The organism is Rhizorhabdus wittichii, from assembly GCF_017607425.1.
GTDB lineage: Bacteria > Pseudomonadota > Alphaproteobacteria > Sphingomonadales > Sphingomonadaceae > Rhizorhabdus > Rhizorhabdus wittichii.
This window is the reverse complement of record NZ_CP059319.1, coordinates 2,663,688-2,689,910: the sequence shown is the minus strand read 5'-3', so window position 1 is coordinate 2,689,910 and position 26,223 is coordinate 2,663,688. Positions and strand designations below refer to the sequence as shown.

Annotated in this window: 23 protein-coding genes and 1 pseudogene; 9 read left to right on the top strand and 15 right to left on the bottom strand. The window is 70.2% G+C overall.

Features of this window, described 5'->3' with window-relative positions; genetic code table 11:
- Window positions 1-11: 11 nt before the first annotated feature.
- Window positions 12-1,092: pseudogene (gene dprA, locus HRJ34_RS12625) on the top strand (DNA-processing protein DprA).
- Between the two features lie 64 nt (window positions 1,093-1,156).
- Window positions 1,157-3,724 carry a type I DNA topoisomerase gene (topA, locus tag HRJ34_RS12620; RefSeq protein ID WP_208634257.1) on the top strand — a complete coding sequence of 856 codons (2,568 nt, stop codon included), beginning with the start codon at window positions 1,157-1,159 and terminating at the stop codon, window positions 3,722-3,724.
- 31 nt (window positions 3,725-3,755) lie between these two features.
- On the opposite strand, the gene murJ is transcribed toward topA, so the two are convergent.
- Window positions 3,756-5,333 carry a murein biosynthesis integral membrane protein MurJ gene (gene murJ, locus HRJ34_RS12615; protein WP_208634256.1) on the bottom strand — a complete coding sequence of 526 codons (1,578 nt, stop codon included), beginning with the start codon at window positions 5,331-5,333 and terminating at the stop codon, window positions 3,756-3,758.
- Window positions 5,334-5,514: 181 nt separating this feature from the next.
- On the bottom strand, window positions 5,515-6,015 hold the full coding sequence (gene secB / locus HRJ34_RS12610; protein ID WP_016745009.1) for a protein-export chaperone SecB: 501 nt from the start codon (window positions 6,013-6,015) through the stop codon (window positions 5,515-5,517).
- A gap of 218 nt (window positions 6,016-6,233) precedes the next feature.
- Here secB and HRJ34_RS12605 point away from each other — a divergent pair, with 218 nt between their 5' ends.
- Genes HRJ34_RS12605 through HRJ34_RS12595 form a run of 3 tightly spaced genes read left to right on the top strand, consistent with a single transcriptional unit; the run spans window position 6,234 to window position 8,672 of the window.
- A complete protein-coding gene (locus HRJ34_RS12605) occupies window positions 6,234-6,884 on the top strand; it encodes a Tim44/TimA family putative adaptor protein (RefSeq protein WP_029548631.1) in 651 nt (216 codons plus the stop codon).
- Window positions 6,881-8,119 carry a murein transglycosylase A gene (gene mltA, locus HRJ34_RS12600; protein ID WP_208634255.1) on the top strand — a complete coding sequence of 413 codons (1,239 nt, stop codon included), beginning with the start codon at window positions 6,881-6,883 and terminating at the stop codon, window positions 8,117-8,119. The genes HRJ34_RS12605 and mltA overlap by 4 nt, the downstream gene beginning before the upstream one ends.
- Entirely contained in the window at window positions 8,097-8,672 is a 576-nt protein-coding gene (locus tag HRJ34_RS12595; RefSeq protein ID WP_016745012.1) for a Smr/MutS family protein, read from the top strand. Before mltA ends, HRJ34_RS12595 begins: the two co-directional genes overlap by 23 nt.
- Here the strand turns inward: HRJ34_RS12595 and HRJ34_RS12590 are convergent.
- The 3 genes from HRJ34_RS12590 to HRJ34_RS12580 all read right to left on the bottom strand — a co-directional run bounded on the left by HRJ34_RS12590 (window position 8,669) and on the right by HRJ34_RS12580 (window position 11,720).
- Window positions 8,669-9,310 carry a cation transporter gene (locus tag HRJ34_RS12590; protein ID WP_208634254.1) on the bottom strand — a complete coding sequence of 214 codons (642 nt, stop codon included), beginning with the start codon at window positions 9,308-9,310 and terminating at the stop codon, window positions 8,669-8,671. The two genes, HRJ34_RS12595 and HRJ34_RS12590, sit on opposite strands and share 4 nt — an antisense overlap.
- A gap of 198 nt (window positions 9,311-9,508) precedes the next feature.
- Window positions 9,509-10,345, bottom strand: coding sequence for a hypothetical protein (locus tag HRJ34_RS12585; protein WP_208634253.1), 837 nt, complete (start codon window positions 10,343-10,345; stop codon window positions 9,509-9,511).
- A 109-nt stretch (window positions 10,346-10,454) separates the two neighbouring features.
- Window positions 10,455-11,720 carry a S8 family serine peptidase gene (locus tag HRJ34_RS12580; RefSeq protein ID WP_226949178.1) on the bottom strand — a complete coding sequence of 422 codons (1,266 nt, stop codon included), beginning with the start codon at window positions 11,718-11,720 and terminating at the stop codon, window positions 10,455-10,457.
- Between the two features lie 131 nt (window positions 11,721-11,851).
- Here HRJ34_RS12580 and HRJ34_RS12575 point away from each other — a divergent pair, with 131 nt between their 5' ends.
- From HRJ34_RS12575 to HRJ34_RS12560, 4 genes are all read left to right on the top strand, one after another.
- Window positions 11,852-12,343 (top strand): RNA polymerase sigma factor, encoded by a 492-nt coding sequence (locus tag HRJ34_RS12575; RefSeq protein ID WP_208634251.1) that lies wholly within the window; start codon window positions 11,852-11,854, stop codon window positions 12,341-12,343.
- Window positions 12,340-13,041, top strand: a complete 702-nt coding sequence (locus HRJ34_RS12570; RefSeq protein ID WP_208634250.1) for an anti-sigma factor family protein — start codon at window positions 12,340-12,342, stop codon at window positions 13,039-13,041. The genes HRJ34_RS12575 and HRJ34_RS12570 overlap by 4 nt, the downstream gene beginning before the upstream one ends.
- Before the next feature lie 106 nt (window positions 13,042-13,147).
- Window positions 13,148-13,360 (top strand): hypothetical protein, encoded by a 213-nt coding sequence (locus HRJ34_RS12565; protein ID WP_016745922.1) that lies wholly within the window; start codon window positions 13,148-13,150, stop codon window positions 13,358-13,360.
- 107 nt (window positions 13,361-13,467) lie between these two features.
- On the top strand, window positions 13,468-15,570 hold the full coding sequence (locus HRJ34_RS12560; RefSeq protein ID WP_208634249.1) for a malate synthase G: 2,103 nt from the start codon (window positions 13,468-13,470) through the stop codon (window positions 15,568-15,570).
- Between the two features lie 58 nt (window positions 15,571-15,628).
- On the opposite strand, the gene HRJ34_RS12555 is transcribed toward HRJ34_RS12560, so the two are convergent.
- From HRJ34_RS12555 to prfB, 10 genes are all read right to left on the bottom strand, one after another.
- The gene (locus tag HRJ34_RS12555; protein WP_208632066.1) at window positions 15,629-16,627 is read right to left on the bottom strand and encodes an IS30 family transposase; all 999 of its coding nucleotides are present in this window, start codon (window positions 16,625-16,627) and stop codon (window positions 15,629-15,631) included.
- 155 nt (window positions 16,628-16,782) lie between these two features.
- Entirely contained in the window at window positions 16,783-17,178 is a 396-nt protein-coding gene (locus HRJ34_RS12550) for an EF-hand domain-containing protein (RefSeq protein ID WP_208634248.1), read from the bottom strand.
- A gap of 81 nt (window positions 17,179-17,259) precedes the next feature.
- On the bottom strand, window positions 17,260-17,682 hold the full coding sequence (locus HRJ34_RS29210) for a hypothetical protein (RefSeq protein WP_226949177.1): 423 nt from the start codon (window positions 17,680-17,682) through the stop codon (window positions 17,260-17,262).
- Complete coding sequence (locus HRJ34_RS29205) at window positions 17,679-17,945, bottom strand: hypothetical protein (RefSeq protein ID WP_226949176.1); 267 nt, start codon at window positions 17,943-17,945, stop codon at window positions 17,679-17,681. The genes HRJ34_RS29210 and HRJ34_RS29205 overlap by 4 nt, the downstream gene beginning before the upstream one ends.
- A gap of 233 nt (window positions 17,946-18,178) precedes the next feature.
- Window positions 18,179-19,654, bottom strand: a complete 1,476-nt coding sequence (locus HRJ34_RS12540; RefSeq protein WP_208634247.1) for an efflux transporter outer membrane subunit — start codon at window positions 19,652-19,654, stop codon at window positions 18,179-18,181.
- Window positions 19,651-22,797 (bottom strand): efflux RND transporter permease subunit, encoded by a 3,147-nt coding sequence (locus HRJ34_RS12535; protein WP_319025640.1) that lies wholly within the window; start codon window positions 22,795-22,797, stop codon window positions 19,651-19,653. The genes HRJ34_RS12540 and HRJ34_RS12535 overlap by 4 nt, the downstream gene beginning before the upstream one ends.
- Before the next feature lie 10 nt (window positions 22,798-22,807).
- The gene (locus tag HRJ34_RS12530) at window positions 22,808-24,001 is read right to left on the bottom strand and encodes an efflux RND transporter periplasmic adaptor subunit (protein WP_208634246.1); all 1,194 of its coding nucleotides are present in this window, start codon (window positions 23,999-24,001) and stop codon (window positions 22,808-22,810) included.
- A 161-nt stretch (window positions 24,002-24,162) separates the two neighbouring features.
- Window positions 24,163-24,462, bottom strand: coding sequence for a hypothetical protein (locus tag HRJ34_RS12525; protein WP_049771265.1), 300 nt, complete (start codon window positions 24,460-24,462; stop codon window positions 24,163-24,165).
- A gap of 105 nt (window positions 24,463-24,567) precedes the next feature.
- Window positions 24,568-25,059, bottom strand: coding sequence for a GNAT family N-acetyltransferase (locus HRJ34_RS12520; protein ID WP_404947171.1), 492 nt, complete (start codon window positions 25,057-25,059; stop codon window positions 24,568-24,570).
- A gap of 11 nt (window positions 25,060-25,070) precedes the next feature.
- Complete coding sequence (gene prfB / locus HRJ34_RS12515; RefSeq protein ID WP_012050029.1) at window positions 25,071-26,198, bottom strand: peptide chain release factor 2; 1,128 nt, start codon at window positions 26,196-26,198, stop codon at window positions 25,071-25,073.
- Window positions 26,199-26,223: the final 25 nt, after the last annotated feature.

Below are 26,223 nucleotides of genomic sequence, written 5' to 3'. Positions count from 1 at the left end.
GGACGGCCGATCTGGACGGGAACGAACGCCTTGCCCGGCTGCGGCTGATCCGCACGCCCCGCATCGGCCCCGTCGCCTATTCGCAGCTCATCCGCCGCTTCGGCAGCGGCGTCGAGGCGCTGGCCGCCTTGCCCACGCTCGCCCGGCGCGGCGGCGGTGCGTTGCCCGCCATCCCGCCGCCGGCCGCCGCCGAGGCGGAGGCCGATCGCGTCGCCCGGCTGGGCGCGCGCCATCTGTTTCGCGGCGAGGCCGGGTATCCGGCGCTGCTCGACCGGATCGACACCGCGCCGCCCGTGCTGATCGTCCGCGGCGACATCGCGCTGCTCGATCGCCGCATCGTCGCGATCGTCGGCGCGCGCAACGCCAGCGGCGCGGCGGTCCGCTTCGCGCGGACCCTGGCGCATGGCCTGGGGGAGGCGGGGTGGCTGGTCGTCTCGGGCCTGGCGCGGGGGATCGACACCGCGGCGCATGCCGGGTCGATCGCGACCGGCACGGCGGCGGTGATCGCCGGCGGCATCGATATCGTCTACCCTCCGGAGAATGCGGCGTTGCAGGAGGCGATCGCCGAGCGCTGCCTGCTGATCGCCGAGCAGCCGCCGGCGTCGCCGCGCGCGGCACTCCCCTATCGCAACCGGATCATCGCCGGGCTGGCGGCGGGGACGGTGGTGGTCGAGCAGCGCCCAATCGGGATCGCTGATCACCGCGCGGCTCGCCGCCGAGTTTGGACGCGAGGTGATGGCGGTGCCCGGATCGCCGCTCGACCCGCGCGCGCAGGGTTGCAACCTGCTGATCCGGGAGGGCGCCACCCTGATCCAGTCGGCCGCCGACATCGCCGAGGCGCTGAGCCCGATCGCCGGCGTCGCCGCCCGGCCCGCCGACAACTTCGCGTCCGCGCCCGCGCCGGCCGAGGCGGACGAGCCGGCGCGCGCCGCGCTGACCGGCCTGCTGGGTCCCGTGCCGCTGGCGGTCGACGAACTGATCCGGCAGAGCGGCGTCTCCGCCGCGATGGTGCAGATGGTGCTGCTCGAACTCGAACTGGGCGGCCGGCTCGATCGCCATGCCGGCGGGCGGGTCAGCCTGATCGCCTCTTGACGACTCTCCGGCACCCTATCCACCCTCGTACGTGTACGCATGCGTAAGAGGACAGCCTGAATCCATGAAGCTCGTCGTCGTCGAATCCCCCGCCAAGGCCAAGACCATCGAAAAATATCTGGGGCCGGGCCATCGCGTCCTCGCCTCCTATGGTCATGTCCGCGACCTGCCCGCCAAGGACGGCTCGGTCGATCCCGACAACGGCTTCGCGATGGAGTGGGAGGCCTATGCCGACAAGAGCCGCCAGCTCAAGGCGATCGCCGACGAGGCGAAGGGCGCCGATACGCTGATCCTCGCCACCGACCCCGACCGCGAGGGGGAGGCGATCAGCTGGCACGTCAAGGAAGTGCTGGGCAAGCGTCGCGTGCTGCCCAAGGACGTTCGCCGCGTCACCTTCAACGCGATCACCAAGGCCGCGGTCACCGAGGCGATGGCGAATCCCCGCGACCTCGACGAGGATCTGATCGACGCCTATCGCGCCCGCCGCGCGCTCGACTATCTGGTCGGCTTCACCCTGTCGCCGGTGCTGTGGCGCAAGCTGCCCGGCGCCAAGTCGGCCGGCCGCGTCCAGTCGGTGGCGCTGCGCCTGGTCGTCGACCGCGAGCGCGAGATCGAGCTGTTCAAGGCCCAGGAATATTGGTCGGTCACCGCCGACATGGAGTATGACGGCATCGGTTTCCTGACCCGGCTGGTCCGCTGGAAGGGGCAGAAGATCGACCGGCTGACGATCGGCAACGGCAAGGATGCCGAGGCCGCCAAGGCCGATGTCGAGGCGGGCCGCTTCACCGTCGCCAGCGTCGAGACCAAGCCGCTCACCCGCAACCCGCCGCCGCCCTTCACCACCTCGACGCTGCAGCAGGAGGCGGCGCGCAAGCTCGGCTTCTCGGCCAGCCACACGATGCGGATCGCCCAGGCGCTCTACGAGGACGGCGCGATCACCTATATGCGGACCGACGGCGTGCAGATGGACGGCAGCGCCATCTCCGCCGCGCGCGGCGCGATCGCCAACCGCTACGACGCCTCCTATGTGCCCGACAAGCCGCGCCAGTACAGCGCCAAGGCCAAGAACGCGCAGGAAGCGCATGAAGCGATCCGCCCGACCGACTTCTCGCGCGATCGCGCCGGCAGCGGCGACCATGGCCGGCTCTACGACCTGATCTTCAAGCGCGCGCTGGCCAGCCAGATGGCGTCGGCGCGGCTCGAGCGCACCACCGTCGACCTGGTCGACGGCACCGGCCAGAACGCCCTGCGCGCGACCGGCCAGGTCGTCCTCTTCCCCGGCTATCTCGCGCTCTACGAGGAAGGCCGCGACGACCCGAATCCCCAAGGCCAGCAGGCCGGGGGCGGGGAGGCCGACGAGGACAGCCGCCGCCTGCCGCGGATGAAGGAGGGCGACAGCCCGGCGAAGAAGAAGGTCGACGCCGAGCAGCATTTCACTCAGCCGCCGCCGCGCTATTCGGAGGCCAGCCTGGTCAAGAAGATGGAGGAGCTCGGCATCGGCCGGCCGTCGACCTATGCGTCGATCCTCCAGACGCTCAAGGACCGCGACTATGTCACGGTCGAGAAGAACCGCTTCACCCCGAACGAGAGCGGGCGGCTCGTCACCAGCTTCCTCGAACGCTTCTTCGAGCGCTATGTCAGCTACGACTATACCGCGCATCTGGAGGAGGAACTCGACGACGTCTCGGGCGGCCGCGCCGGCTGGCAGCAGGTGCTCGAGGCCTTCTGGAAGGACTTCAAGCCCAAGACCGCCGAGGTGATGGACCAGAAGCCGTCGGAGGTCACCGCGGCGCTCGACGAATTCCTCGCGCCCTATCTCTTCCCCGACAAGGGCGACGGCACCGATCCGCGGCTCTGCCCGGTCTGCCAGGAGGGGCGGCTGTCGCTGCGCGGCGGGCGTTTCGGCGCGTTCATCGCCTGCTCCAACTATCCGGAGTGCAAGTTCACCCGCCGCTTCGCGCAGGCGGGCGCCGCGAACGACGGCGCCGATACGGGGCCGGTCGTGATCGGCACCGATCCGGCGACCGGGCTCGAAGTGTCGAAGCGGGCGGGGCGGTTCGGGCCCTATATCCAGCTCGGCGACGGCAAGGACGCCAAGCGCTCGTCGATCCCGAAGGACGTGCCGGGCGAGGATCTCGATCTCGGCTGGGCGCTCAAGCTGCTGTCGCTGCCGCGCCTGATCGGCCCGCACCCGGAGACGGGGCACCCGATCACCGCCTCGATCGGCCGCTTCGGGCCCTATCTGGCGCATGACGGCAAATATGCCCGGCTGGGATCGACCGCCGAGGTGTTCGAGACCGGCATGAACGCCGCCGTCGTCAAGCTCGCCGAGGCCGCCAATGGCGGCGGGCGCCAGCGCGGCAAGGCCGAGCCGCTCAAGACCTTCGGCGCCAGCCCGGTGACGGGGAGCGAGGTCAAGCTGATGGCGGGCCGCTTCGGCCCCTATGTCACCGACGGCGAGACCAACGCGACCCTGCCCAAGACCGCGAACCCCGACGAACTGACCGCCGAAGCCGCGCTCGAACTGCTCGCCGCCCGCGCGGCGAAGGGCCCGCCGGCCAAGGGCAAGAAGAAGGCGCCGGCGAAGAAGGCCGCGCCCAAGAAGGCGGCGGCGAAGAAGGCAAAAGGTTGAACGTCACCCCAGCGCAGGCTGGGGGATCGTCTCAGCGCCGGCGGCGGAGCTGGCCCTTGAGCGTCGCCAGCGAATAGGCGCCGAGGGCGAAGACCAGGCCGAAATAGACGGTCACCGCCGCCGCGATCATCGCGCCCAGCGCGGCGACCCGCTCGATCAGGCTGCGGCCGGTCCACGGGTCGATCCACGGATTGAGCAGGAACAGCAGCGCCGCCATCGCCAGCGTCGCCGCGATCAGGCGGATGCCGGTGCGGCGCAGCCGGTCGTCGACCGCGAAATGGTCGCGGCGGCGGAGCGTGACGTAGAGCAGCACCGCGTTGACCCAGGCCGAGATCGCCGTCGACAGCGCCAGGCCGACATGCGCGAGCGGCCAGATCAGGACGAGGTTGAGGACGAGGTTGACCAGCATCGCCACCAGCGCGATCCGCACCGGCGTCCGCGTGTCGGCGCGCGCGTAGAAGCCGGGGGTCAGCACCTTGATCAGCACATAGGCGGGCAGGCCGAGCGAGAAGGCGGCGAGCGCGCGGGCGCTGGCGATCGTGTCGTAGGGGGTGAACACGCCGTGCTGGAGCAGCGCGCGGATCAGCGGGGTCGCCGACACCATCAGCGCGGCGGTGGCGGGCAGGGTGAGCAGCAGCACCAGCTCGATCGCGCGGTTCTGCGTGTCGAGCGCGGCCTTGGCGTCGCCGCCGCCCAGCTGGCGCGACAGGCTGGGCAGCATCGCGGTGCCGACGCCGATGCCGATCAGGCCGAGCGGAAGCTGGTTCAGCCGGTCGGCATAATAGAGGTAGGAGACCGACCCCTGCGGCAGGAAGCGGGCGGCGAGCGTGGTCGAGATCAGCAGGTTGAACTGGACCGCCCCGGCGCCGATCGCGGCCGGGCCGATCAGCGCGAGCAGCTTGCGCACCTCGGGGCTGAGGCGCGGCAGGCGGACGCGCAGCCGGACGCCGGCCTGCCAGCAGGCGAGCACCAGCCAGGCGAGTTGCAGCGCGCCCGACACGGTGACCGCGATCGCCTGGGTCCGCGCGGTCTCCACCTCGCTATGGCCGCGGAAGAACAGCAGGCCGACGATCAGGCAGATGTTGAGCAGGATCGGCGCGGCGGCGTTGACCCAGAAGCGGTTGAGCGAATTGAGGATGCCGCCGAGCAGCGACACCAGCGAGATCAGCATCAGATAGGGAAAGGTGATCCGCGTATATTGCGTCGCCAGCGCGAATTTCTCGGGTCCCCCGTCGGGGAAGCCGCCGGTCATCGCCCAGACGATCGGTCCGGCCGCCAGCATCATGGCGACGGTGAAGACGATCAGGAAGGGGAGGAGGACCGACAGCACGTCCTCGGCGAAGCGCAGCGCGATGGCGAGGCCGTTGCCCGGCTCCTTCGCCTCGGCCTCGGCGACGGTGCGGTTGAACATCGGCACGAAGGCGGCGGAGAAGGCCCCTTCGGCGAACAGCGCGCGGAACAGGTTGGGCAGGCGCCAGGCGATCAGGAAGGCGTCCGACGCGAAGCCCGCGCCGACGAAGCGCGCCATCAGCATGTCGCGCAGGAAGCCGAGCACCCGGCTGACCAGCGTCAGCCCGCCGATCGTCGCGCTGGCGCGCAGCAGGCTCATGCCAATAATCCTCCCTGTCCGCAGGACGGGGAGGGGGACCACCCGCAGGGTGGCGGAGGGGGCGGCGACCCCGCCTCCTGCCTTACGAAGATGATGTCGTGGCGCATTACCCCTCCGCCGGCTTCGCCGGTCCCCCTCCCCGAGCTTCGCTCAGGGAGGAATGGGGGAGGGACATCCGCTGTCAGGCTTCGCCCGCCGGCTGCGATTCGGCGAGGGCGGTCTGCTGCTCGGCCTGCTGCATGTAGAGCGCGCCGAAGTCGATCGGCTCGAGCACCAGCGACGGGAAGTTGCCGTCGCGAATCGCGTCGGCGGCGACGCGGCGCGCGAACGGGAAGAGCAGGCGGGGCGCCTCGGCCAGCAGGAAGGGCGGCAGATGCTCTTCCGGCACGTTGCGGATGCCGAACAGGCCGGCATAGACCAGTTCGACGGCATAGGCGGTCAGGTCGCCCTGGGTCGCCTTGATCTCGATCTTGAGCGCGACCTCATAGACGTCCTCGCCCGCCTGCTGCGACCCGATGTTGAACTGGACGTCGATCTTCGGCTGCTCGGGCGCCTGGTAGATGCCGGGCGCGCTCGGATTCTCGAACGACAGGTCCTTCACATATTGGGCGATCAGCGCGACCTGCGGCAGATGGTCCTCGCCGTTGGTCAGCGTGTCGGCGGCGCCCGTCTCTTCACTCATTGTCTGTCTTTCCGTCGAAAGTGGGAGCCGGGAGGCGGGCTTCCGACCGCTTCCGGCAATGCGTCCCGCGCCTAGCAGGCGGGACGGGGCGGAGCAATGGGCCGATCCCCGCGAAGGCGGGGAACCTCCGCCGCGCCCGCGAGTCATTTGAATATTGCCGCCATTGTCCCTATGTTGGGAGCCCGGCAGTGTTTTGGCGGCAGCGTATTGGAGGCCCGGTGACCACGATTGTCATTCTTGCGATGGTGTTTCTCTTCGTCGCGTTCCGCCTGTGGAGCGTGCTGGGCCGTCGCACTGGGCATGAGCAGACGATCGCGCGTCCGGCCGAGGCCGCTCCCGCGCCGATCGGCGCCGGCCGGTCGCTGCCCGAGAACGCCACCCCCGTCCTGCCGGCCAAGCCCGCCGTGGTCGAGCCGCGCGCCGAAGCCGGCGTCCGCGCGATCCAGTCGGCCGACGGCGGCTTCGATGCCGCCCAGTTCCTCGAAGGCGCGCGGTCGGCCTATCGCATGATCCTCGAAGCCTATTGGCGCGGGGACGAGGAGGCGCTGCGCCGCCTGACCGACGACGATGTCTACGAGGCGTTCGCCGCCGCGATCGCCGAACGCCGCGAGGCTAACGAGGTGCTCGACAACCGGCTGGTGTCGATCGAGAGCGCCGTGATCGAGCAGGCGCGGATGAACGGGCAGACCGCCAACGTCACCGTCCGCTTCGACGCCGACATCGCCGCCGTCACCCGTGACGGCGAGGGCAATGTCGTCGCCGGCTCGCTGACCGACGCGGTCCCGACGCACGACGTCTGGACCTTCAGCCGGCACGTCCGTTCCGACGATCCGAACTGGACCCTGGTCGAAACCGACGAGGCGGCGTGATCCGCCGTCTTTGCGCGGGGCTCGCCGGCGCGGCGATGCTCTCCGCCTGCACCGTCGTCCCGACCCCCGGCCCGCAGCATCGGCCTCCGGCGCATCATCCCGAGCGCCCGGAACCCGCGCCGCCGCCCGTCGTCACGCCCCCACCGGCCAAGCCGGCCACTGCGGTGGACAGCGGCGTGCAGTCGGGGCCGGCCTTCGCCAGCTTCGCGATCAACCAGGATGCCGCGCGCGCGGCGCTCACCGCCTTCCGCCTGTCCTGCCCCGGCCTGCAACGCCGCGCCGACCAGAGCGGGCTGACCCGCTCGGGCGACTGGTCGCAGGCCTGCGCGCAGGCGAGCGGCTGGCCCGACGGCGATGCCGTCGCCTTCTTCGCCAACCAGCTCGCGGTGGTGCGGGTCGGTGACGGCCACGCCTATGCGACCGGCTATTACGAGCCCGAGATCGCCGGCGCGCGCGCACCCGCGCCCGGTTACGACACCCCGATCTACAAGCGCCCGCCCGACCTGGTCGAAGGCGATCTCGGCGATTTCTTCCCCGAGCTGAAGGGCAAGAAGATCCGCGGCAAGGTGCAGGGCGGCAAGCTGCTCCCCTATCCCGATCGCGGCCAGATCGAGGACGGCGCGCTCAAGGGGCGCGGGCTGGAGATCGGCTATGCCGCCGATCCGGTCGAGTTCTTCTTCCTCCAGGTCCAGGGTTCGGGACGGCTGCGCCTCCCCGACGGATCGGTGATGCGGATCGGCTATGACGGGCAGAACGGCCGCGAATATGTCGGCATCGGCAAGCTGATGCGCGATCGCGGGCTGCTCGGCCCCGGCCAGCTCTCGATGCAGGGCGTGATGGCCTGGCTGCGCGCCAACCCGGCCGAGGGCGACGCGATCATGCGCGAGAACAAGAGCTGGGTGTTCTTCCGCGAGCTGACCGGGCCCGGCCCGATCGGGGCGATGAACGTCGCCGTCACCGGACGGGTGACGGTGGCCGCCGACCCGGCGTTCGTGCCGCTGGGCGCGCCGGTGATCCTCCAGCTCGACCGGCCCGAGGCCAGCGGCCTGTGGGTCGCGCAGGACACGGGCGGCGCGATCAAGGGCGCCAACCGCTTCGACACCTTCTGGGGCGCCGGCGAACAGGCGCGGACCATCGCCGGCGGCATGAGCGGGCGCGGCCAGGCCTGGCTGCTGATCCCGCGCGCGGCGGCGGCGCGGCTGGCGGAGCAGCGTGACCCGGCGGCTCGATCCTGACGAAGCCGCGCTCTGGCAGCGCGTGACCGCGACGGTCCGGCCGATCGCCCGCAGGACATCCAAGCCATCTTCCGCCGATAGCGGGGCCGGCAATGCGCCGGTTCCTCCTCCGCCGCCGTCCGCCGCGAAGAAGGGGCGCGTGCCGCCGCTGCGCGTGCCGGCGGCGACGCCCGTCACCCAGCAGAAGCCGCTCGCCGACAGCCTCGACGGCGGCTGGGACCGGCGGCTGCGGCGCGGCGTGACCCAGCCCGACTGGACGATCGACCTGCACGGCCACACGCTCGACAGCGCCCAGCGCCTGCTCGACCGGGTGCTCGACCAGGCGGTGGCGGAGGGCATCCGCGTCCTGTTGCTGATCACCGGCAAGCCGCCGCGCGACGACGATCGCGGGCTCGACGGCCGGCCGCGCCGGGGACTGATCCGCGCGTCGATCGGAAGCTGGCTGCAAAGCTCGCGCCACGCCGTCCGCATCGCCGCCGTCCGCAACGCGCACCCGCGCCATGGCGGCACGGGCGCGCTCTACCTGATCCTCCGCCGCGACCGGGAGGCTTAGCTCAGCGGCACGGCCGAGGCGTCGATCGACGACAGCTCGCCTCGAGCCTGGCGCATGATCTGCCAGCCGCCGCTGACGCCGAGCCCCGCCAGGATCACGGCGACGATCAGGTCGGGCCAGGCGGTCCCGGTGCCGAACACGCCGAATGCCGCCGCGACCACGGCGACGTTGCCGATCGCGTCGTTGCGCGAGCAGATCCAGACCGATCGCCGGTTGGCGTCGCCGTCGCGATGGCGCCAGAGCAGCAGCGCGCAGACGAGGTTGGCGACCAGCGCGATCCCGCCGACGATCCCCATCGTCTCCGCGCGCGGCAGGGTGCCCGTCAGCGCCATCCAGACGGTGGACCCCAATACCCAGAGGCCGAGCAGGAACAGCGAGGCGCCCTTCAGCAGCGCGGCGCGCGCCCGCCATTGCAGGGCGAGGCCCGCCACGCCGAGGCTGATCGCGTAATTGGCGCTGTCGCCCAGGAAGTCGAGGGCGTCGGCCCTGAGCGCGGCGGAGGATGCCGCGACCCCGGCGACGATCTCGACCGCGAACATGGTCGCGTTGATCGCCAGCGCGATCCACAGCACCCGTCGCCAGGCCTTGTCCTGTCGCGCCGGCGGCGCCTCGCATGCGCCGCAACATCCACCCGCCATGCCGTCACCTTGGTTCCAGGGTCGTGGCGGCAATATGCACCCGCTAGCTGCCGCGGGGTCAAGCGATGATGCCGATCAACGGGAAAGGCCGTGCCGCCTCCAGGTCGGCACGGCCTCCTCGGACCTGATGGACAGGGCCGATGGCGCGGGACTTCGGGGGGCGCGTCCCGCGTGTTCCTTCCCCTTTCGCGGCGCCCGTCAGTTCTTCGACGCGTTGGCCGACCGGTTCTGGTCCTTGGCGGTCTTCTTGACCTCGCTCTTGCCCATGGCGGAGACGAGGACGTTGCCCGATCCGTTGAAATTGGCGGCGGGCAGCGTCGCGGTCGCGTCGCCGACCTGCATCACCACCGACTGGACGGTTCCGCGCGCGGTCGAACGGACGTCCTGCACCGTGCCGATCACCCGGCCGCGCGCGTCCTGCACGATCATGCCGGGGGCGACGTCGAAGCTGCCCGCCGCATTGGCGGCGGCGCTGCCGGCGAGCGCGAGCTGGCCGAGGCCGCCCGAGGCGTTGCCGGCGACGTTGCCCGATCCGGTGGCGCTGGCGGAGCTTGCGGCGCCCGCGGCATTGCCGGTCGCATTGCCGGCGAGGCCGGCGGCCTGACCGGCGGTCGATCGCGCGGTCGAGGCGACGCCGCCGACCGCGCCGCGCACCGCATCGGTGCCGACGAGTTGGGCATCGGCGCTGCCGCCGGCCGATCCGGTGGCGCCGGCGGTGGCGTTGTTGATCGTGCCGCCCAGGCTGCCGTCGGCATTGCCGCTGCCCGAAACCTTGCCGCTGCGGCGGTCGACCTTGCCGTTGCCGCGCGCCGAGACGGCGCTGTCGGCGCTGCCGGTCACGTCGGAGCCGAGCCGGCCGACGCTGCCGCCCAGGCTGCCCGAGCCGCCCAGCGTGCCGCCGACCATGCCGCCTATCCCGCCAAGGCCGCCACCCAGGCCACCGCCGAGTCCGCCGCCGCCCAGAAGCTGGGCCGGGGCCGGAGCGGCCATGATCGCGAGCGCGGTGATCGCGCTGCCCCAGAACATCGTCTTCATCGCACTATCCTTTCCGTTGTGGGCGGCGTCCGGCGCCGCTCGAAAAGGCAACGGGAGGCGTGGGACTTTTCATCCCGGCCGGGGAAGAAAAATTTATTCCGTCACGATCTCAACGCGTTGCGCAGTCAGCACAGACGATGCCGCGCCCGGTCAGCCGACCCTTGCCGCGCGCCTCGGCCGCCAGCAGCGCGATCGCGCGGGTGCGCGCTGGCCGCTCCGCGGACGCCAGCCGGGCGAGCCGGCCGGCGACGAACGGAGCTGCATAGGATGTGCCGCGCACCGTCCCCGTCCCGCCGGCCGCCGTCGCCGCGCGCAGGCCGGCGCCGGGCGCGGCGAAGTCGAGATGGCGCGCCTTGCCCGCCTCGATCAGCGGCCGCCCGCGCGCGTCGACTCCGGTGACGGCGATCACCTGCGGATAGGAGGCCGGGTAGGCGGGCGGGGCAGCTGCCCCGTCATTGCCGACCGCCGCGACGATCAGCATGCCGCGCCGGTCGGCGGCGGCGATCGCGCGGGCGAGCAGCGGATTGTCGGGGCCGGCGAGGCTGATGTTGACGATCGCGACGTCGCTGGTCGCGAACCAGCCGAGCGCGCGGGCGATGGCGAGCGCGCTGCCGCCCTTCGGGTCGCGCCCGAAGATGTCGGCGACGAACAGGCGGCTCTGCGGGGAGACGCCGCGCACCGCGCCGCGCCCGACGAGGATCGAGGCGATCGCGGCGGCGTGGTCGCCGGGCGCGGGCGCGCCGGCCGCGAAACCGCGCTGGACGATGCCGGCGGGCAGTACCGGATGCGCCGCGACGCCGCCGTCGATCAGGCCGATCGGCGCGCCGGGGCCGCTGGGTGCAGCCGGGCCGCCGCCGCCCGCCCGGACCGGCGCGCCGCCGCTCGGCTGATAGATGGGGTTGGACTGGACCTCGGCGCCGGGCGCGAGCTGGCGGAGGCGGCGCTCGGCGCGGGCGAGGCTCATGCCCTCGGGCGTGCGCAGCCGCGCGGCGCGGATGTCGAGGCCGTCGATCGCCTCCTGTCCGGTCAGGGTGAAGCCGGCGGCGGCGGCGGCCCGCAACGCCTCGGGCGCGGGATCGACCAGGATCAGTTCGCCCCTCACCGCCGGATCGCCGCGCGCGTCGATGTCCAGCGCTTCGGGATGCTGCCGCACCAGCGCGTCGAGCCGCACGGTCCGCTGGCGCGCCAGCCGGTCGACCAGTCCGCCGGTGCGGTCGACCGTGTCGGACAGCGTGTCGCCGACCGTCTCGCCGAGCCGGCCGAGGCCCTGCGTCGCCTGGCCGATCGCGCCGCCGACCGGGGGCAGCAGTTGCGCGACGGCGGTGCCGGCCATCGCGGCCAGCGCCGCCGCCACTATCGCCTTGCCGAAACGCATCGGGATCGACTTCCTTTCATGGCCGTTATGATCAACGGATGTCGTCGCATCGGGTTGCATGGGATGAAACGGGCGAGGTCATCCGTTTCATCCTCGAGGCGGTCGATGGGACGGAACAAGGGACCAGCGATGTGACCGAGTTCGAACGTGCGTTGCTCGATCTGCTGCCGCGATTGCGACGGTTCGCGCGCGCGCTCGCCATCGACGCGGTCGACGCTGACGATCTCTGCCAGATCGCGCTCGAACGCGCGCTCAAGGCGGAGGCGCAGTGGGAAAAGGGCAGCAGGCTGGATTCGTGGATGTACAGGATCATGCGCAATTGCTGGATCGACGAGGTCCGCGCGCGCAAGCGCCGGTCGGAGACTTTCGTCGCCGAGGAGGAAGGGCTTGCGGTGGGCGAGGCCGACGATCGCCGGATCGAGGCGCGGGTCGAACTGGGCCATGTCGACCGCGCGATGGCGGCGCTGCCGCCCGAGCAGCGCGAGGTGATCGCGCTGATCCTGGTCGAGGGGCTGGCCTACAGGGAAGCGGCCGAGCTGCTCGACCTGCCGATGGGGACGATCACCTCGCGGCTGGTGCGCGGGCGGCAGGCGCTGATGGAGATGCTGGGAGAAGCGGCATGACCGAGGATCAGATCATCGCCTATGTCGACGGCGAACTCGGCCCGATCGAGGCGCTGCGCTTCGAACGGGCGATGGAGGCCGACGCGGCGCTGGCCGCCGCGGTCGGGCGGCATCGCACGCTGCGCGACCGGATCGCCGGCCATTTCGCGCCGGTCGCCGAGGAGCCGGTCCCCGCGCGCCTCGCGGCGACGCTCGACCCGTCGTCCAATGTCGTCGCCTTTCCGGCCCGGCCGCGCCGCTGGTCCGACGCGGGCGGGCGCTACGCCGCGATCGCGGCGACGCTGGTGGCGGGGCTGGTGCTGGGACAGTTGCTGCCGCGCGGGCCCGCCGCGCCGATCGGCGAGCGGGGCGGCGCGATCATGGCGCAGGGCGGGCTCGCCGCCGCGCTCGACAGGGACCTTGCCGCCGCGCCGGGGGAGGGAAGCTACCGGATCGGCGTCAGCTTCGTCAGCCGCGACCGGCGCTATTGCCGGACCTTCAGCGGCGATGCCGGCGCGGGGCTGGGTTGCCATGGGCCGGAGGGCTGGACGCTGGTCCGCTTCGTCGCCGGGACCGGCGGCGAGGGGCAAGGCGCCTATCGCCAGGCGGGCAGCGCCTCGGTCGACATACTCGAGGCGGCCCAGGCGATGATGGCGGGCGACCCGCTCGACGCCGATGGCGAGCGGCGCGCGCGCGACTCGGGCTGGCGCCTGCGATGAACCCAGGCTGACATATCGGGCCGACATTCGTTGCAATGCTGAAATATGGCGGCAAGGAAAAGGCGCGAGGGAGGCGCGACGTCCCTCTTGCGGAAGGATATCGCGCATGCCGCTCCAGCCGGCTCGCGCCGCCTCTAAAGGCGCTGTCCCGTTCAAGGCCAGCGCGATCGGTTGCGAGAATGGTCGCCATTCGGCGGTCAGCGCCAGCAAGGTCGAGATCAACGGCGTCGTCCACGCCGTCTGCCGCCATTGCGGCTGCGAGCTGATGCGCCTCGGCGCCTCGCGCCGCTGGTTCCGCACCGGGCAGATGGGCGGCTGACGGCATCTGTTCCTTGGAGGAACAGATGTTTCAAATATTATCCCAATAGTGTGGAATGGCGGCTTGCGCTAAGCCCCGCCCATCCATTTTTCGACAACGAGGCGGCGATGAGCGACATGATCGACAGGGCAGGACTCATGGTGGCGGACGCGCTGGTCCGGTTCATCGAGGATCGCGCGCTGCCCGGCACCGGGCTGGACGCCGCTGCCTTCTGGACCGGCGCGGCGGCGATCTTCGCGCGCTTCGTTCCGGAGAATCGCGCGCTGCTCGCCACCCGCGACGATCTCCAGGCGAAGATCGACGCCTGGCACCAGGCGCGCGCCGGCAAGCCGGTCGACCCGGCCGAGTACCGGGCGTTCCTGACCGAGATCGGCTATCTCGTCCCCGAGCCCGCGCCGTTCGCGGTCGGCACCGCCAATGTCGATGCCGAGCTGGCGACGATGGCGGGCCCGCAGCTCGTCGTGCCGATCCTCAACGCCCGCTTCCTGCTCAACGCCGCCAATGCGCGCTGGGGCAGCCTCTATGATGCGCTCTACGGCACCGATGCGATCCCGGGCGCGGCCGCCGGCAAGGGCTATGACGCCGCGCGCGGCGCGCAGGTGATCGCCTGGGCCAAGGGCTTCCTCGACCAGGCGGTGCCGCTGGCGTCGGGGCGCTGGGCCGACTGGACGGGCGGCGACCTCGCGCTCGCCGATCCGGCGCAGCTTGCCGGCCGCGCGGGCGACAATCTGCTGTTCCGCCACAACGGCCTGCATATCGAGGTGGTGATCGACCGTGGCCATGCGATCGGCAAGGACGATCCCGCCGGGATCGCCGACGTCATCCTCGAATCGGCGCTGACGACGATCTGCGACCTTGAGGATTCGATCGCGGCGGTCGACGCCGAGGACAAGGTCGCCGCCTATGCCAACTGGCTCGGCCTGATGAAGGGCGACCTGGAGGACACGTTCGAGAAGGGCGGGGCGATGATGACCCGCCGCCTCAACGGGGACCGCGGCTACACTGCGCCCGACGGCGCCGGCTTCACCCTGCCGGGCCGCAGCCTGTTGTTCGTCCGCAATGTCGGCCATCTGATGACGACTCCGGCGGTGCTGCTCGCCGACGGATCGGAGGCGCCGGAGGGCATCCTCGACGGCATCGTCACCAGCCTGATCGCGCTGCATGACCTGAAGGGCCTCGGCAGCCACCGCAACAGCGCCAGGGGCTCGGTCTACATCGTCAAGCCGAAGATGCACGGGCCGGACGAGGCGGCCTTCACCAACCGCCTGTTCGATGCGATCGAGGACCTGCTCGGCATGGCGCGCCACACGCTGAAGGTCGGCGTGATGGACGAGGAACGCCGCACCTCGGCCAACCTCGCCGCCTGCATCGCGGCGGTGAAGGACCGGATCATGTTCATCAACACCGGCTTCCTCGATCGCACCGGCGACGAGATGCACACCTCGATGCGGGCCGGTCCGATGATCCGCAAGGGCGACATGAAGGCCAGCGACTGGATCGCCGCCTATGAGGACCGCAACGTCCAGATCGGCCTCGCCTGCGGACTGTCGGGCAAGGCGCAGATCGGCAAGGGCATGTGGGCCGCGCCCGACAAGATGGCCGACATGCTCGCCCAGAAGATCGGCCATCCGAAGACCGGCGCCAACACCGCCTGGGTGCCGTCCCCGACCGCCGCGACGCTGCACGCGACCCATTATCACGCGGTCGACGTGTTCGGCCGGCAGGCGGAACGCAAGGCCGAGCCGGTCGCGAGCATCGACCGGCTGCTGGCCATCCCGGTCGCGGCGGGCAAGAACTGGAGCCCCGACGAGGTCCGCGCCGAGCTCGACAACAACGCCCAGGGCATCCTCGGCTATGTCGTCCGCTGGGTCGACCAGGGCGTCGGCTGCTCGAAGGTGCCCGACATCCACGACGTCGGCCTGATGGAGGACCGCGCCACGCTGCGCATCTCGTCGCAGCACATGGCGAACTGGATGCTGCACGGCGTCGCCACCGCCGAGGAGATCGACGCCGCGCTGAAGCGCATGGCCGCCAAGGTCGACGCGCAGAACGCCGGCGATCCGCTCTATCGGCCGATGGCCGGGAACGAGGACCGCAGCCTCGCCTATCAGGCCGCTCGCGCGCTGGTGTTCGAGGGCGTCGAGCAGCCCAACGGCTATACCGAGCCGCTGCTCCACAGCTTCCGGCAAAAGGTGAAGGCGGCGGCCTGAGCGCCGTTCGCCCGCTTTCCTTCTCTTCCGTCATTCCCGCGAAAGCTGGAATGTGGAGTCACGTTTGAAGTGCACCGGTTGAGATTTTGAGGAATGCCTCGGCGGGGGTTAGGAAGCCAAGGCATTTTCTGGGTGTGTTGTTGAGCTGGTCGACGTGCGCGCGCAGCTGTTTGGCGGTGAGCGTTTCGAGGTTGGTTTTGCGTGGCAGGGGGCGGCGGAGCCTGCCGATGGTGTTTTCGACGCCGCCCTTTTGCCAAGGGCTTCGGACATCGCAAAAGAAGGTGGTGACACCGAGTGATTGGTGCAGCCGATAATGCTCGGCGAACTCGGTGCCGTTGTCGAAGCTGATAGTTTTTCGCAGATGCTGGGGGATATGCCGGAGGTTTCCGGCGATCCGGCATGCGGTCAGCCTGGCCCGGCGATGGGGCAATTTTTCGACGATGGTGAAGCGGGTCTGCCGTTCATGAAGGACGAGCAGGTTGTGGCCATATTTGGCGAAGAGCATGTAGTCGGCTTCCCAATGGCCTGGCTGGGTCCGTGTGTCGGCTTCGGTCGGCCTCTCCTGGATCGGCCGGCGCTGCTTGATGAAGCTGGCGGAGCTGCCGCCGCGCTTGCCGAAATGTCCGCGCCGACTCTTTCGGCGAGGCAGGAGCCGGTGCCAATAATCCTTCTGCGCCGAGCGGTGGTAGATGAACCGATAGATTGACTCATGGCTGACGGTGGGACCATTTAAGAGGGTCAGTCGGCCTGCGATCTGTTCGGGAGAGCTTCCCATCGCAAGGCCGTTTTCCACGATCTTTCGCAGGTCCGGCTGGCGCTCCAGCTTGAAGCGGCAATCCCATTCCCGCCGCCTGGCGGCCAGTTCATGGGCGCGACGCGGGTTGTAGCCACCCAGCCAGATCTTGGTCTGCCGGCTATTACGCTTGAGTTCACGGCCAACCGTCGTGTGATGCCGGCCAATCGCGTCCCCGATCTCACGCGAAGATTTACCGTCTGCATGCAGACGGTAAATCTCGATACGCTCGTCAAGGCCGAGCTGCCTGTAGCTTCTTCCCATCGCGCTTCCACCTTACCAGGTGGTGCACTTCATCTGTGAGTCCGCCGAATCCATGGACGGCGGCACCTCGTATCAAATAGCGTTCCGTGACCGTGGATTCCCGTTTTCACGGGAATGACGATGAGGGCGGGCCAGGGGAGGAAGGGTCCCCAGGCTCACTTCATGAACAGCATCGCCACCGACTGCTCGGCGACGCTGGCGACGCCGTCGCGGTTGGCGTCGGCCATGTCGAAGAGGCCGAGCGGGCGGGCCAGTGCTTCGGCCTGGCTGACCTTGCCGTCGCCGTTGGTGTCGCATTTGTCGAACCAGCTCCGCCCGATATGGGTCAGGCCGCGGCCCTGGTCGGGCTGGGCGTTCTGGATCTCGCGATAGCGCTCGAACTCGGCGGGGCTGACGAAGCCGTTCCTGTCGGCGTCCATCTCGGCGAACTGCTTCTTGGCGACGGCGGCGACCTCGGCGCGGGTGATCGGCCGCTGGCCGAGCTCGAGCCCGGCATGGGCCGCGCTCGCGGCGGACAGCGAAAGCAAGGCAACGAACATCAAGCGGGTCATGGTTTCGATCCCATGGTGACAACGTGGTTTCGCCTAGTCGGGATCAACTGACCGGGGCCTGAATGGGTTGCCCGGTGGGGGCTATTTCACCACGCCGACCTGGAAATCGAACAGGATGCGGACCCAGACGCCCATCTGCGGCTTGCCGCCGATCCGGGGCGGGCGGATCTTGAACTGCCACGCCGCCTGCCGCAGCGCGCGCGCCAGCCCCGATCCGCGCGGCGATTCGCCCAGCTCCTGGCAATCCTCGACCCGGTAGTTGGGCACCGTCCGGCAGGCGATCATGCCCCAGCCGGCCTGCCGCTGCTCCGATATAGAAGGCCATCTCGGCCGTGGTCGGCTCATACCAGTCGGCGGGGTAGAGCTTCTCGCCGCCGGGGCCCTCGCCAGCCCCTCGCCCTCGCCGCTGCCGGCGTCGGCGGCGCCGGGCGCGCTAATCGGCGCCTGCGGATGGATCTTGGAGATGTCGCTCGCCCGGAACACCTCCGGGCTGACGATCATCATCTTGAGCGGGGTCGGGGGAGGCGGCGGCAACGGCGGCGAGGCGGCGTCTTCTCGGTTTCCCGGCGCTGGGCGCGCGCCGACACCGCGGGCTTGGGCGCGGGATTCTCGGAAAAGGACAGCAGCGGGAAGCTCTTCAGCTCGGGCGTCAGCTTCCGCAGGGTCGCCGGGGTCAGCGACATCAGCAGCAGGAAGCCCAATATGTGGACGATGATCGCCAGCACGATGCCGGTCGCCCGCCGCCCCAGCAGGTCGTGGCGTCTCATCCATGCGGGGGAGGGGATGGGCAGGCGCATAGGCTGGTCCTGCACGGCGGGTCGAGGGCCGGCGGCGAGAGGGTCGGTTGGCGGCCTCGGGCCGGGCGCGGTCACGCCTTTACCCGGCAGTCCTGTGTCGATCAACCGGCCGCCGTTCCGCGTCCGATCGAGCGTCGCCATCCTCGTTTAGGCTGCGAAACTGACGACAGGCTGAATGAATCGCCACGCGTTTCGCTTGCCGGCTATTGCACGTCTTCCGGCTTTGCCCGATCGCCGCCGGGGCCGGGCGGCACCGCGTCGATCAACTGGTCCCCGCCCAGCGCCTGGTAGAGCGTCACCAGATTCTGCGCCTTGAGCAGCCGCGCCTGGGCCAGCGTGCGCGCGGCGCCATAGGCGGTGCGCTGCGCATCGAGCATGTTCAGATAGGGATCGATGCCCTCGCGGTAGCGGGCATTGGCGAGGAACAGCGAATCGCGGGCCGACGCGTCGAGCTTGGTGCTGGCGGCGAGCTGCCGGTCGATCGTCGCGCGCCGCGCCAGCGCGTCGGCGACGTCGCGGAAGGCCGACTGGATCGCCTTATGGTAATTGGCGAGCGCCAGGTCGCGCTGCGCCTTCGAGTAGCGCAGATTGCCGAGATTGGCGCCGCCGTCGAAGATCGGCAGCGTCGCCGAGGGGGCGACGCTCCAGGTGAAGGCGCTGCCCTGGAAGAGGCTCGACAGCGCGCTGCTGGCGAAGCCGGCGAGCGCGGTCAGGCCGATGCGCGGGAAGAAGGCGGCCCGCGCCGCGCCGATCCGGGCATTGGCCGCCCGCAGCGCATATTCGCTTTCGACCACGTCCGGCCGGCGCAGCAGGATCGACGAGTCGAGTCCGGCCGGCACCTCGGCGAGCTGGCCGTCGAGGCTCTCGATCGAGGCGGGCAGCAGATCGTCCTCGATCGCCGCGCCGACGAGGAGCTGGAGCGCGTTGCGGTCCTGCGCGACGGCGGTCTCCAGGCTGGCCTCGTCGGCCTCGGCCTGGGCCAGCACGGTTTCGGCCTGCCGCAGGTCGGTGCGCGGGGCGACGCCGCCCTTGAGCAGCGCCTGGGTCAGCTCGACGCTCCTGGCCGCGCTGGTGCGGGTCTCGGTGGCGATGGCGAGCAGGCTGCGGTCGGCGGCGAGCGCCAGATAGGCGTTGGCGACCCCGGCGACGAGGCTGAGGCGGGCGCCGCGTTGGGCCGCCTCGCTGCCGAGATAGGTGTCGAACGCGGCGTTGTTCAGGCTGCGGAGCCGGCCGAACAGGTCGATCTCCCAGCTTACCCCCAGGTCGGCATTGTAGGTGGTGCGCCGGCCGCCGGTGCTCGCGCCGTTGCCGCTTCCGCCCGTCGCGCCGCTGCCCGTGCCGCCGCGCGTCTCGTTCGAGCTGTCGCCGGTGGTGAGGCCGGCCGATCCGTCGAGCTGGGGCAGGAGGTCGGCGCGCGCGACCGTGACCAGCGCGCGGGCGGACCGGACGTTGGCGAGCGCGGCCTTGAGGTCCTGGTTGTTGGCGAGCGCCCGGTCGATCAGCGTGACCAGCCGGGGGTCGCGGAATATCTCGCGATAGTCGAGCCTGGCGGGCGCCTCGCCCTGGCCGGCGTCGGGCAGGGCGGCGGGGACGGCGGGCGCCGGCCGGTGATAGGCCGGCTCGAAGCTGCACGCCGCGAGCGCGGTCATCGTCAGCAGCGCGGCGGCGCGGCGGATCATGCGGCGACATCCCCGTTGCGCTTGCGCGGGAAGAGCTTGCGGACCAGCACGAAGAACAGCGGCACGAAGAACAGCGCGAGCAGGGTGGCGGTGAACATGCCGCCCAGCACGGCGGTGCCGATCGCGACGCGCGCCTTGGCGCCCGCGCCGGTCGAGATGGCGAGCGGCAGCACGCCGAACATGAAGGCGAAGCTGGTCATCAGGATCGGGCGCAGGCGGATGCGCGCGCCCTCGATCGCCGCCTGCAACGGCGTCTTGCCGTCATTCTCCGCCATCACCGCGAATTCGACGATCAGGATCGCGTTCTTGGCGCTCAACCCCATGGTGGTGACGAGGCCGACCTGGAAGAAGACGTCATTCTCCAGCCCGCGCGCCAGCACCGCCAGCGTCGCGCCGATCAGGCCGAGCGGGATGACCATGACGACCGCGATCGGGATCGACCAGCTTTCGTAGAGCGCGGCCAGGCACAGGAAGACGACGAGCACCGACAGGCCATAGAGGATCGGTGCCTGCCCGCCTGACAGCCGTTCCTGATAGCTGAGCCCCGACCAGTCGACCGAGACCCCCGGAACCTGCGCCGCCAGTTCGGTGATCCGCTTCATCGCGTCGCCCGAGCTCTTGCCCGGCGCGCCCTGTCCCTGGAAGGTGAAGTTCGACACGCCGTTGAAGCGGGTCAGCAGATTCGGGGTCTGCGCCCAATGGATCGTGGAGAAGGCCGAGAAGGGCACCATCTGCCCCGATGCGGAGCGGACGTGCCAGGCGGCAAGGTCCTCCGGCCGGCTGCGGAACGGAGCGTCGCCCTGGACGAAGACGCGCTTGACGCGGCCGCGGTCGACGAAATCGTTGACGTACAATCCGCCCCACGCCGCCGCGAGCGTCTGGTTGACCGCGGACTGGCTGACGCCGAGGGCGCCGACCTTCTCCGAATCGATGTCGACGGCGAGCGTCGGCGTGTCTTCGAGCGTGTTGAGGCGGACATTGGCAAGCTCGGGGTCGGCGGACGCCAGCGCGAGCAACTGGTCGCGCCGCTGCTTGAATTCCTCGCGGCTGAGATCGCCGGTGTTGAGCAGCTCCATCGAGAAGCCGGTCGACTGGCCGAGGCCGGGGATCGACGGCGGCGTCAGGATGAAGATCTGCGCGTCGCGGACCTTGGACAGCGCCTGGGTGGCGCGGCGGGCGATGGCCTCCGAACTGTTCTCGGGCCCCTTGCGCTCGTCCCAGGGGGCGAGCGCGATGAAGCCGCGGCCGGCATTCTGGCCCTGGCCGGCGGCGCTGGTGCCGCTGACGGTGTAGAAGGTCAGGATGTTGTGCGGCTCGTTCTTGGCCAGATAGGCCTCGATCTCGCGCGCGACCGCGACGGTCCGGCTCATCGTCGCGCCGGGCGCCAGCGTATATTGGGTCTGGGCGATCCCCTGGTCCTCGGTCGGCACGAAGCCGGTGGGCAGGCGGAAGAAGACCAGCACCAGCGCCGCGATCACCAGCACGAAGACGATCATCGCGGTCCGCATATGGCCGAACAGCTTCGAGACGGTGTCGCGATAGCGGTCCGACATCCGCTTGAACCATTCGTTGAAGCGATCGCCCTGATGATAGGCGCGCCCGACGATGCCGCCTTGCGCGGCGCGCTTCTCCTTGTCGGGGCGCTTGAGCACCGTCGCCGCCAGCGCCGGCGACAGGACCAGCGCGACGAACACCGACAGCGCCATCGACGCGACGATGGTGATCGAGAACTGGCGGTAGATCACGCCGGTCGAACCGCCGAAGAAGGCCATCGGCAGGAACACCGCCGACAGCACCAGCGCGATCGCGATCAGCGCGGTGTTGATCTCCGCCATCGACTTGATCGTCGCTTCGCGCGGGCTGATGTCGGGGTCTTCCTCCATCACGCGCTCGACATTCTCGACCACGACGATGGCGTCGTCGACGAGCAGGCCGATGGCGAGGACGAGGCTGAACAATGTCAGCGTGTTGATCGAGAAGCCCGCCGCCGCGAGCACGCCGAAGGTGCCGAGCAGCACGACCGGGACCGCCACCGCGGGAATCAGCGTCGCCCGCCAGCTCTGCAGGAAGACGAACATGACGAGGACGACCAGCAGGATCGCCTCGAACAGCGTCTTGACCACCTCCTCGATCGACAGCTTGATGAAGGCGGTCGCGTCGTTGACGAAGACGTGGCGATAGCCGCGCGGGAAGCGTTCGGCCGCCTTGTCGACATAGTTCCGGACGATCTCGGACGTCTTGAGCGCGTCCGCGCCGGGGGCGAGGAGGATCGCGATGCCGGCCCCCGGATGGCCGTTGAGGCGGCCGACGACATTGTAGGATTCGCTGCCCAGCTCGACCCGCGCGACGTCCTGCAGCATGACCTTCGATCCGTCGGTCTGCGTCTTGACGATGATCTTCTTGAACTCGTCGACGTTGGTCAGCCGCGACCGCGAGGTGACGATCGCGTTGAGCATCTGCGAGTCGGGCGACGGCACGCCGCCGATCTGTCCCGCCGCGACCTGCGCGTTCTGCGCCTGGAGCGCGGACGTCACGTCGTCGGGGGTCAGCCCGAAGCTGGCCAGCCGGTACGGGTCGAGCCAGATGCGCATCGCATAGGGCGCGCCGAACACGTTGACGTCGCCGACGCCGGGCAGGCGGCCGATGCCGTCCTGGAGGGTCGAGGTCAGATAGTCGGCGACGTCGAGATTGCTCGCCCGATCGCTCTCGTCATAGACCGACACCACCATCAGGAAGTCGGGGTTCGACTTGGTGACGACCAGCCCTTGCTGCTGGACCTGCTGCGGCAGGCGCGGCAGGGCCTGCTGCACCTTGTTCTGCACCTGGACCTGGGCGATGTCCGCGTCGACGCTCTTGTCGAAGGTGACGGTGATCTGGGCCCGGCCCGCCGAACTGGACGAGGACGAGAAATAGAGCAGCCCGTCGATGCCCGAGAGCTGCTGCTCGATGATCTGGGTGATGTTCGATTCGACAGTCTCTGCCGATGCGCCGGGATAATTGGCCCGGATGTTGACCGATGGCGGGGCGATGTTCGGATATTGCGACACCGGCAGGCTGAGCAGCCCGCCCGCGCCGAGCAGCATGATCACGATCGCGATCACCCAGGCGAAGATCGGGCGATCGATGAAGATGCGCGATATCATCGGCGAGGGCTCATCCGGCCTTGGCCCGCCCGCCCGTTGCGGGCGGCAGCGGCGGCGAACCGGCGGGGACCGGGCGGATCGCCTGGCCGGGCCGGATATTGCCGAGGCCTTCGACGATCACCTTGTCGCCGGGCTTCAGGCCCGACGTCACCAGCCATTTGTCGCCCACCGTCCGGTCGGCGACGACCTCGCGCAGCTCGGCCTTGTCGCCCGCGCCGACCAGAACCACGGTGGCCTGGCCCTTGGGATCGCGGCTGACCCCGGTCTGGGGCACGAGGATCGCGTTGCGCGCGGTGATCTGCGACAGGTTGGCGCGGACGAACATGCCGGGCAGCAGCAGGCCGTTGGGATTGGCGAAGCGCGCGCGCAGCGTGACGGTGCCGGTCTGCGGATCGACCATCGCCTCGGCGAATTCGAGCCGGCCCTTGATCGGATAGTCACTGCCGTCCTCCAGCTTCAGCCCCACCGTCGCCGACGAGGCGGCGCCGCTCCCGGCGGCGAGCTGGCGGCGCAGCGCGAGCAGGTCGGCGCTCGATTGCTGGATGTCGACGAAGATCGGGTCGAGCCGCTGGATCGTCGTCATCGCCTCCGCCTGGCCGGCGGTGACGAGCGCGCCGGTGGTGACCAGCGACCGGCCGATCCGTCCGCTGATCGGTGCCGGCACGTTGGTGAAGCGCAGGTTGATCCGCGCGGTGTCGAGCTGCGCGGCGGTCTGCGCGACCGCGGCCTCGGCCTGGCGCGCGGCGGCCTCGGCGTCGGTATAGTCCTGCTTGCTGACCGCCTCGATCTGGGCGAGCGGCTTCAGCCGCTGGGCCCGCGCGGCGGCGGCCTGGCGCTGCGCGCGCGCATTGTCGAGATTGGCGGCAGCCTGGTTGACCGAGGCCCGGAACAGGCTCGGGTCGATCTGGTAGAGCGTCTGCCCGGCGCGGACGATGCCGCCTTCCTCGAACAGCCGCGCCTTGAGGACGCCGGTCACCTGCGGGCGGACCTCGGATGTCTCGAAGGCGGCGGTGCGGCCGGGCAGCTCGATGAACAGCGGCACCGATTCGGTGCGCATCACGACGAAGCCCGCTTCGGGCGCTGGCGGCGTCGGCTTCTGCTTGGAGCAGCCGGCGACCAGCGCGCAGACGAGGAGAAGGAGCCCGTTACGGCGGCCCACCGTGTTGGAAATCATCGAGCAACCTTCGCGAACTGCGGCGGGCATCCTGCCCTGCTAGACGCAGCCGGAACCCAAAACAATCATCGGACCATGCGGTTGCGAAGTTTTTTCCGTGTCTGATGCGGTTAATTTACCGTATCCCTCCCCCCGCCGGGGGGAGGGAATGTTGCTGCAATGCAGCGGTAAATGACGCCGTTCGGCCGCGATCAGCGACAGATTCGCACCCGGTGGTTCCGGCGCCATTCGGTCCAGCAGCGACGGCCGTGATGGCGGCGATCCCAGCGGGCGTCACGGTGCCAGCGGCGATCGCGATTCCAGTGGCGGTTGCGTTCCCAGCGACGATCATTGTCCCAGCGCCGGTTGCTCTCCCACCGGCGGTCATTGTCCCAGCGGCGGTCGTGCGACCAACTGCGATCGCCGCGGTGATCCCTGGCTTCGGCCGCGCCGCTCATGCCGAAGGCCGCGACGGCGATGCCGATGGCGGCGAAGATGGCTTTCATCTGCATGGCTCAACTCCTCTCATGCCCAATCCCCGTCGGCGGCGATGATAGAGGGGAGGAGTCGTCGCTTCGCTGAACGGCCGCTTCATCCGCCGTACAGGAAAGGCCGGATCAGCCCGCGTCGAAGGCGGGGTGGTAGCTCACCTGGCCGCGTGCGGCCGGGCCGGCGAGCGGCAGGTTCTGGAAATAGGGCGACGGCGTGTCGCCATAGTGGAGCGTCGGATCGCTGGTGAAGCCGAAACGGCGATAATAGGCCGGATCGCCGAGCAGCACGCAGCCCGCGGCGCCCGATGCGCGGAGCCGGGCGATGGCCGCCTCGACCAGCCCGGCGCCGATGCCGCGCCGCTGCCGGGCCGGATCGACCGACAGCGGGCCGAGGCCGAACCAGCCGCCGGCCGCGCCGTCGATCCGCACGGGGGAGAGCGCGACATGGCCGACGATCGCGCCGTCCTCGGCCGCGACCAGCGACAGGGTGAGCGCGCCCGCCGCGCGCAGGGCGTCGACGATCGCCGCCTCGGTGCCGCTCGCATGCTCGGCGAGGGCGAAGGCGCGGGTGGTCAGCGCGGCGATCGCCGCCGCGTCGCCGTCACGCTCGTCGCGGATCGCGGCGGGGATCAGTCGACGTCCTCGACCTCGACCGTCTCGCCGGTCACGCGCTGCGACAGCGCGGCAGCCATGAAGCGGTCGAGATCGCCGTCGAGCACGTCCGACGGCGCCGTCGAGGTGGTGCCGGTCCTGAGATCCTTCACCATCTGATAGGGCTGGAGGACGTAGGAGCGGATCTGGTGGCCCCAGCCGATCTCGGTCTTGGCGGCATAGCCCGCCATCGCTTCGGCCTCGCGCTTCTGCAACTCCTGCTCGTAGAGGCGCGCCTTGAGCTGCTTCATCGCCTCGGCGCGGTTCTTGTGCTGCGACCGCTGGTTCTGGCAGGCGACGATGATCCCGGTCGGGACATGGGTGATGCGCACCGCCGAATCGGTGGTGTTGACGTGCTGGCCGCCCGCGCCCGACGACCGGTAGGTGTCGATCTTCAGGTCCTTCTCGAGCACCTCGATGTCGATGTCGTCGTCGACCTCGGGATAGACCCAGACCGACGCGAAGCTGGTGTGCCGGCGCGCCGCCGAGTCATAGGGGCTGATGCGGACCAGGCGGTGGACGCCGCTCTCGGTCTTGGCATAGCCATAGGCGTTCTCGCCGCGCACCAGCAGGGTCGCGGACTTGATGCCGGCCTGCTCGCCCGCGTGGAAATCGATCAGCTCGACCTTGTAGCCGTGGCGCTCGGCCCAGCGGGCGTACATGCGCTGGAGCATGCCGGCCCAGTCCTGGCTCTCGGTGCCGCCGGCGCCCGAATTGACCTCGATATAGGTGTTGTTGGCGTCGGCCTCGCCCGCCAGCAGCGCGCCGATCTTGTCCTTCTCGGCCCGCTCGGCGAGCGCGGCGAGCGCCTGGACGCCGTCGTCGACCAGCGCCGTGTCGTCCTCGGCCTCGGCCAGCTCGATCAGCTCGATCGTGTCGTCGCGCTCCTGCTCGATCGCCTTGACCGCCGAGACCGCCTCGTCGAGCCGGCGACGCTCGCGCATCACCTCCTGCGCGGCCTTGGCGTCGTCCCACAGCTTCGGGTCCTCGACCCGGTTGTTGAGCTCGTCGAGCCGGCGGAGCGCGCGGTCCCAATCCAGGAAGCGGCGGACGAGCGCCATCGCCTGGTTGATCTGATCGACACTGGCTTGCGCTTCGGCGCGCATAATCGGAACTCCGGATCGAAGGACG

Bases quoted from the DNA above. Each gene is read 5' to 3' on its own strand.
- HRJ34_RS29210 (WP_226949177.1), bottom strand. From the start codon at position 17,682: ATGATGATCGTCAGCCCGGAGGTGTTCCGGGCGAGCGACATCTCCAAG.
- HRJ34_RS12530 (WP_208634246.1), bottom strand. From the start codon at position 24,001: ATGCCCGCCGCAGTTCGCGAAGGTTGCTCGATGATTTCCAACACGGTG.
- HRJ34_RS12570 (WP_208634250.1), top strand. From the start codon at position 12,340: ATGACCGAGGATCAGATCATCGCCTATGTCGACGGCGAACTCGGCCCG.
- HRJ34_RS12585 (WP_208634253.1), bottom strand. From the start codon at position 10,345: ATGAAGACGATGTTCTGGGGCAGCGCGATCACCGCGCTCGCGATCATG.
- prfB (WP_012050029.1), bottom strand. From the start codon at position 26,198: ATGCGCGCCGAAGCGCAAGCCAGTGTCGATCAGATCAACCAGGCGATG.
- topA (WP_208634257.1), top strand. From the start codon at position 1,157: ATGAAGCTCGTCGTCGTCGAATCCCCCGCCAAGGCCAAGACCATCGAA.
- secB (WP_016745009.1), bottom strand. From the start codon at position 6,015: ATGAGTGAAGAGACGGGCGCCGCCGACACGCTGACCAACGGCGAGGAC.
- HRJ34_RS12565 (WP_016745922.1), top strand. From the start codon at position 13,148: ATGCCGCTCCAGCCGGCTCGCGCCGCCTCTAAAGGCGCTGTCCCGTTC.
- HRJ34_RS12555 (WP_208632066.1), bottom strand. From the start codon at position 16,627: ATGGGAAGAAGCTACAGGCAGCTCGGCCTTGACGAGCGTATCGAGATT.
- HRJ34_RS12580 (WP_226949178.1), bottom strand. From the start codon at position 11,720: ATGCGTTTCGGCAAGGCGATAGTGGCGGCGGCGCTGGCCGCGATGGCC.
- HRJ34_RS12550 (WP_208634248.1), bottom strand. From the start codon at position 17,178: ATGACCCGCTTGATGTTCGTTGCCTTGCTTTCGCTGTCCGCCGCGAGC.
- HRJ34_RS12590 (WP_208634254.1), bottom strand. From the start codon at position 9,310: ATGGCGGGTGGATGTTGCGGCGCATGCGAGGCGCCGCCGGCGCGACAG.
- HRJ34_RS12560 (WP_208634249.1), top strand. From the start codon at position 13,468: ATGAGCGACATGATCGACAGGGCAGGACTCATGGTGGCGGACGCGCTG.
- HRJ34_RS29205 (WP_226949176.1), bottom strand. From the start codon at position 17,945: ATGAGACGCCACGACCTGCTGGGGCGGCGGGCGACCGGCATCGTGCTG.
- murJ (WP_208634256.1), bottom strand. From the start codon at position 5,333: ATGAGCCTGCTGCGCGCCAGCGCGACGATCGGCGGGCTGACGCTGGTC.
- HRJ34_RS12540 (WP_208634247.1), bottom strand. From the start codon at position 19,654: ATGATCCGCCGCGCCGCCGCGCTGCTGACGATGACCGCGCTCGCGGCG.
- HRJ34_RS12535 (WP_319025640.1), bottom strand. From the start codon at position 22,797: ATGATATCGCGCATCTTCATCGATCGCCCGATCTTCGCCTGGGTGATC.
- HRJ34_RS12525 (WP_049771265.1), bottom strand. From the start codon at position 24,462: ATGCAGATGAAAGCCATCTTCGCCGCCATCGGCATCGCCGTCGCGGCC.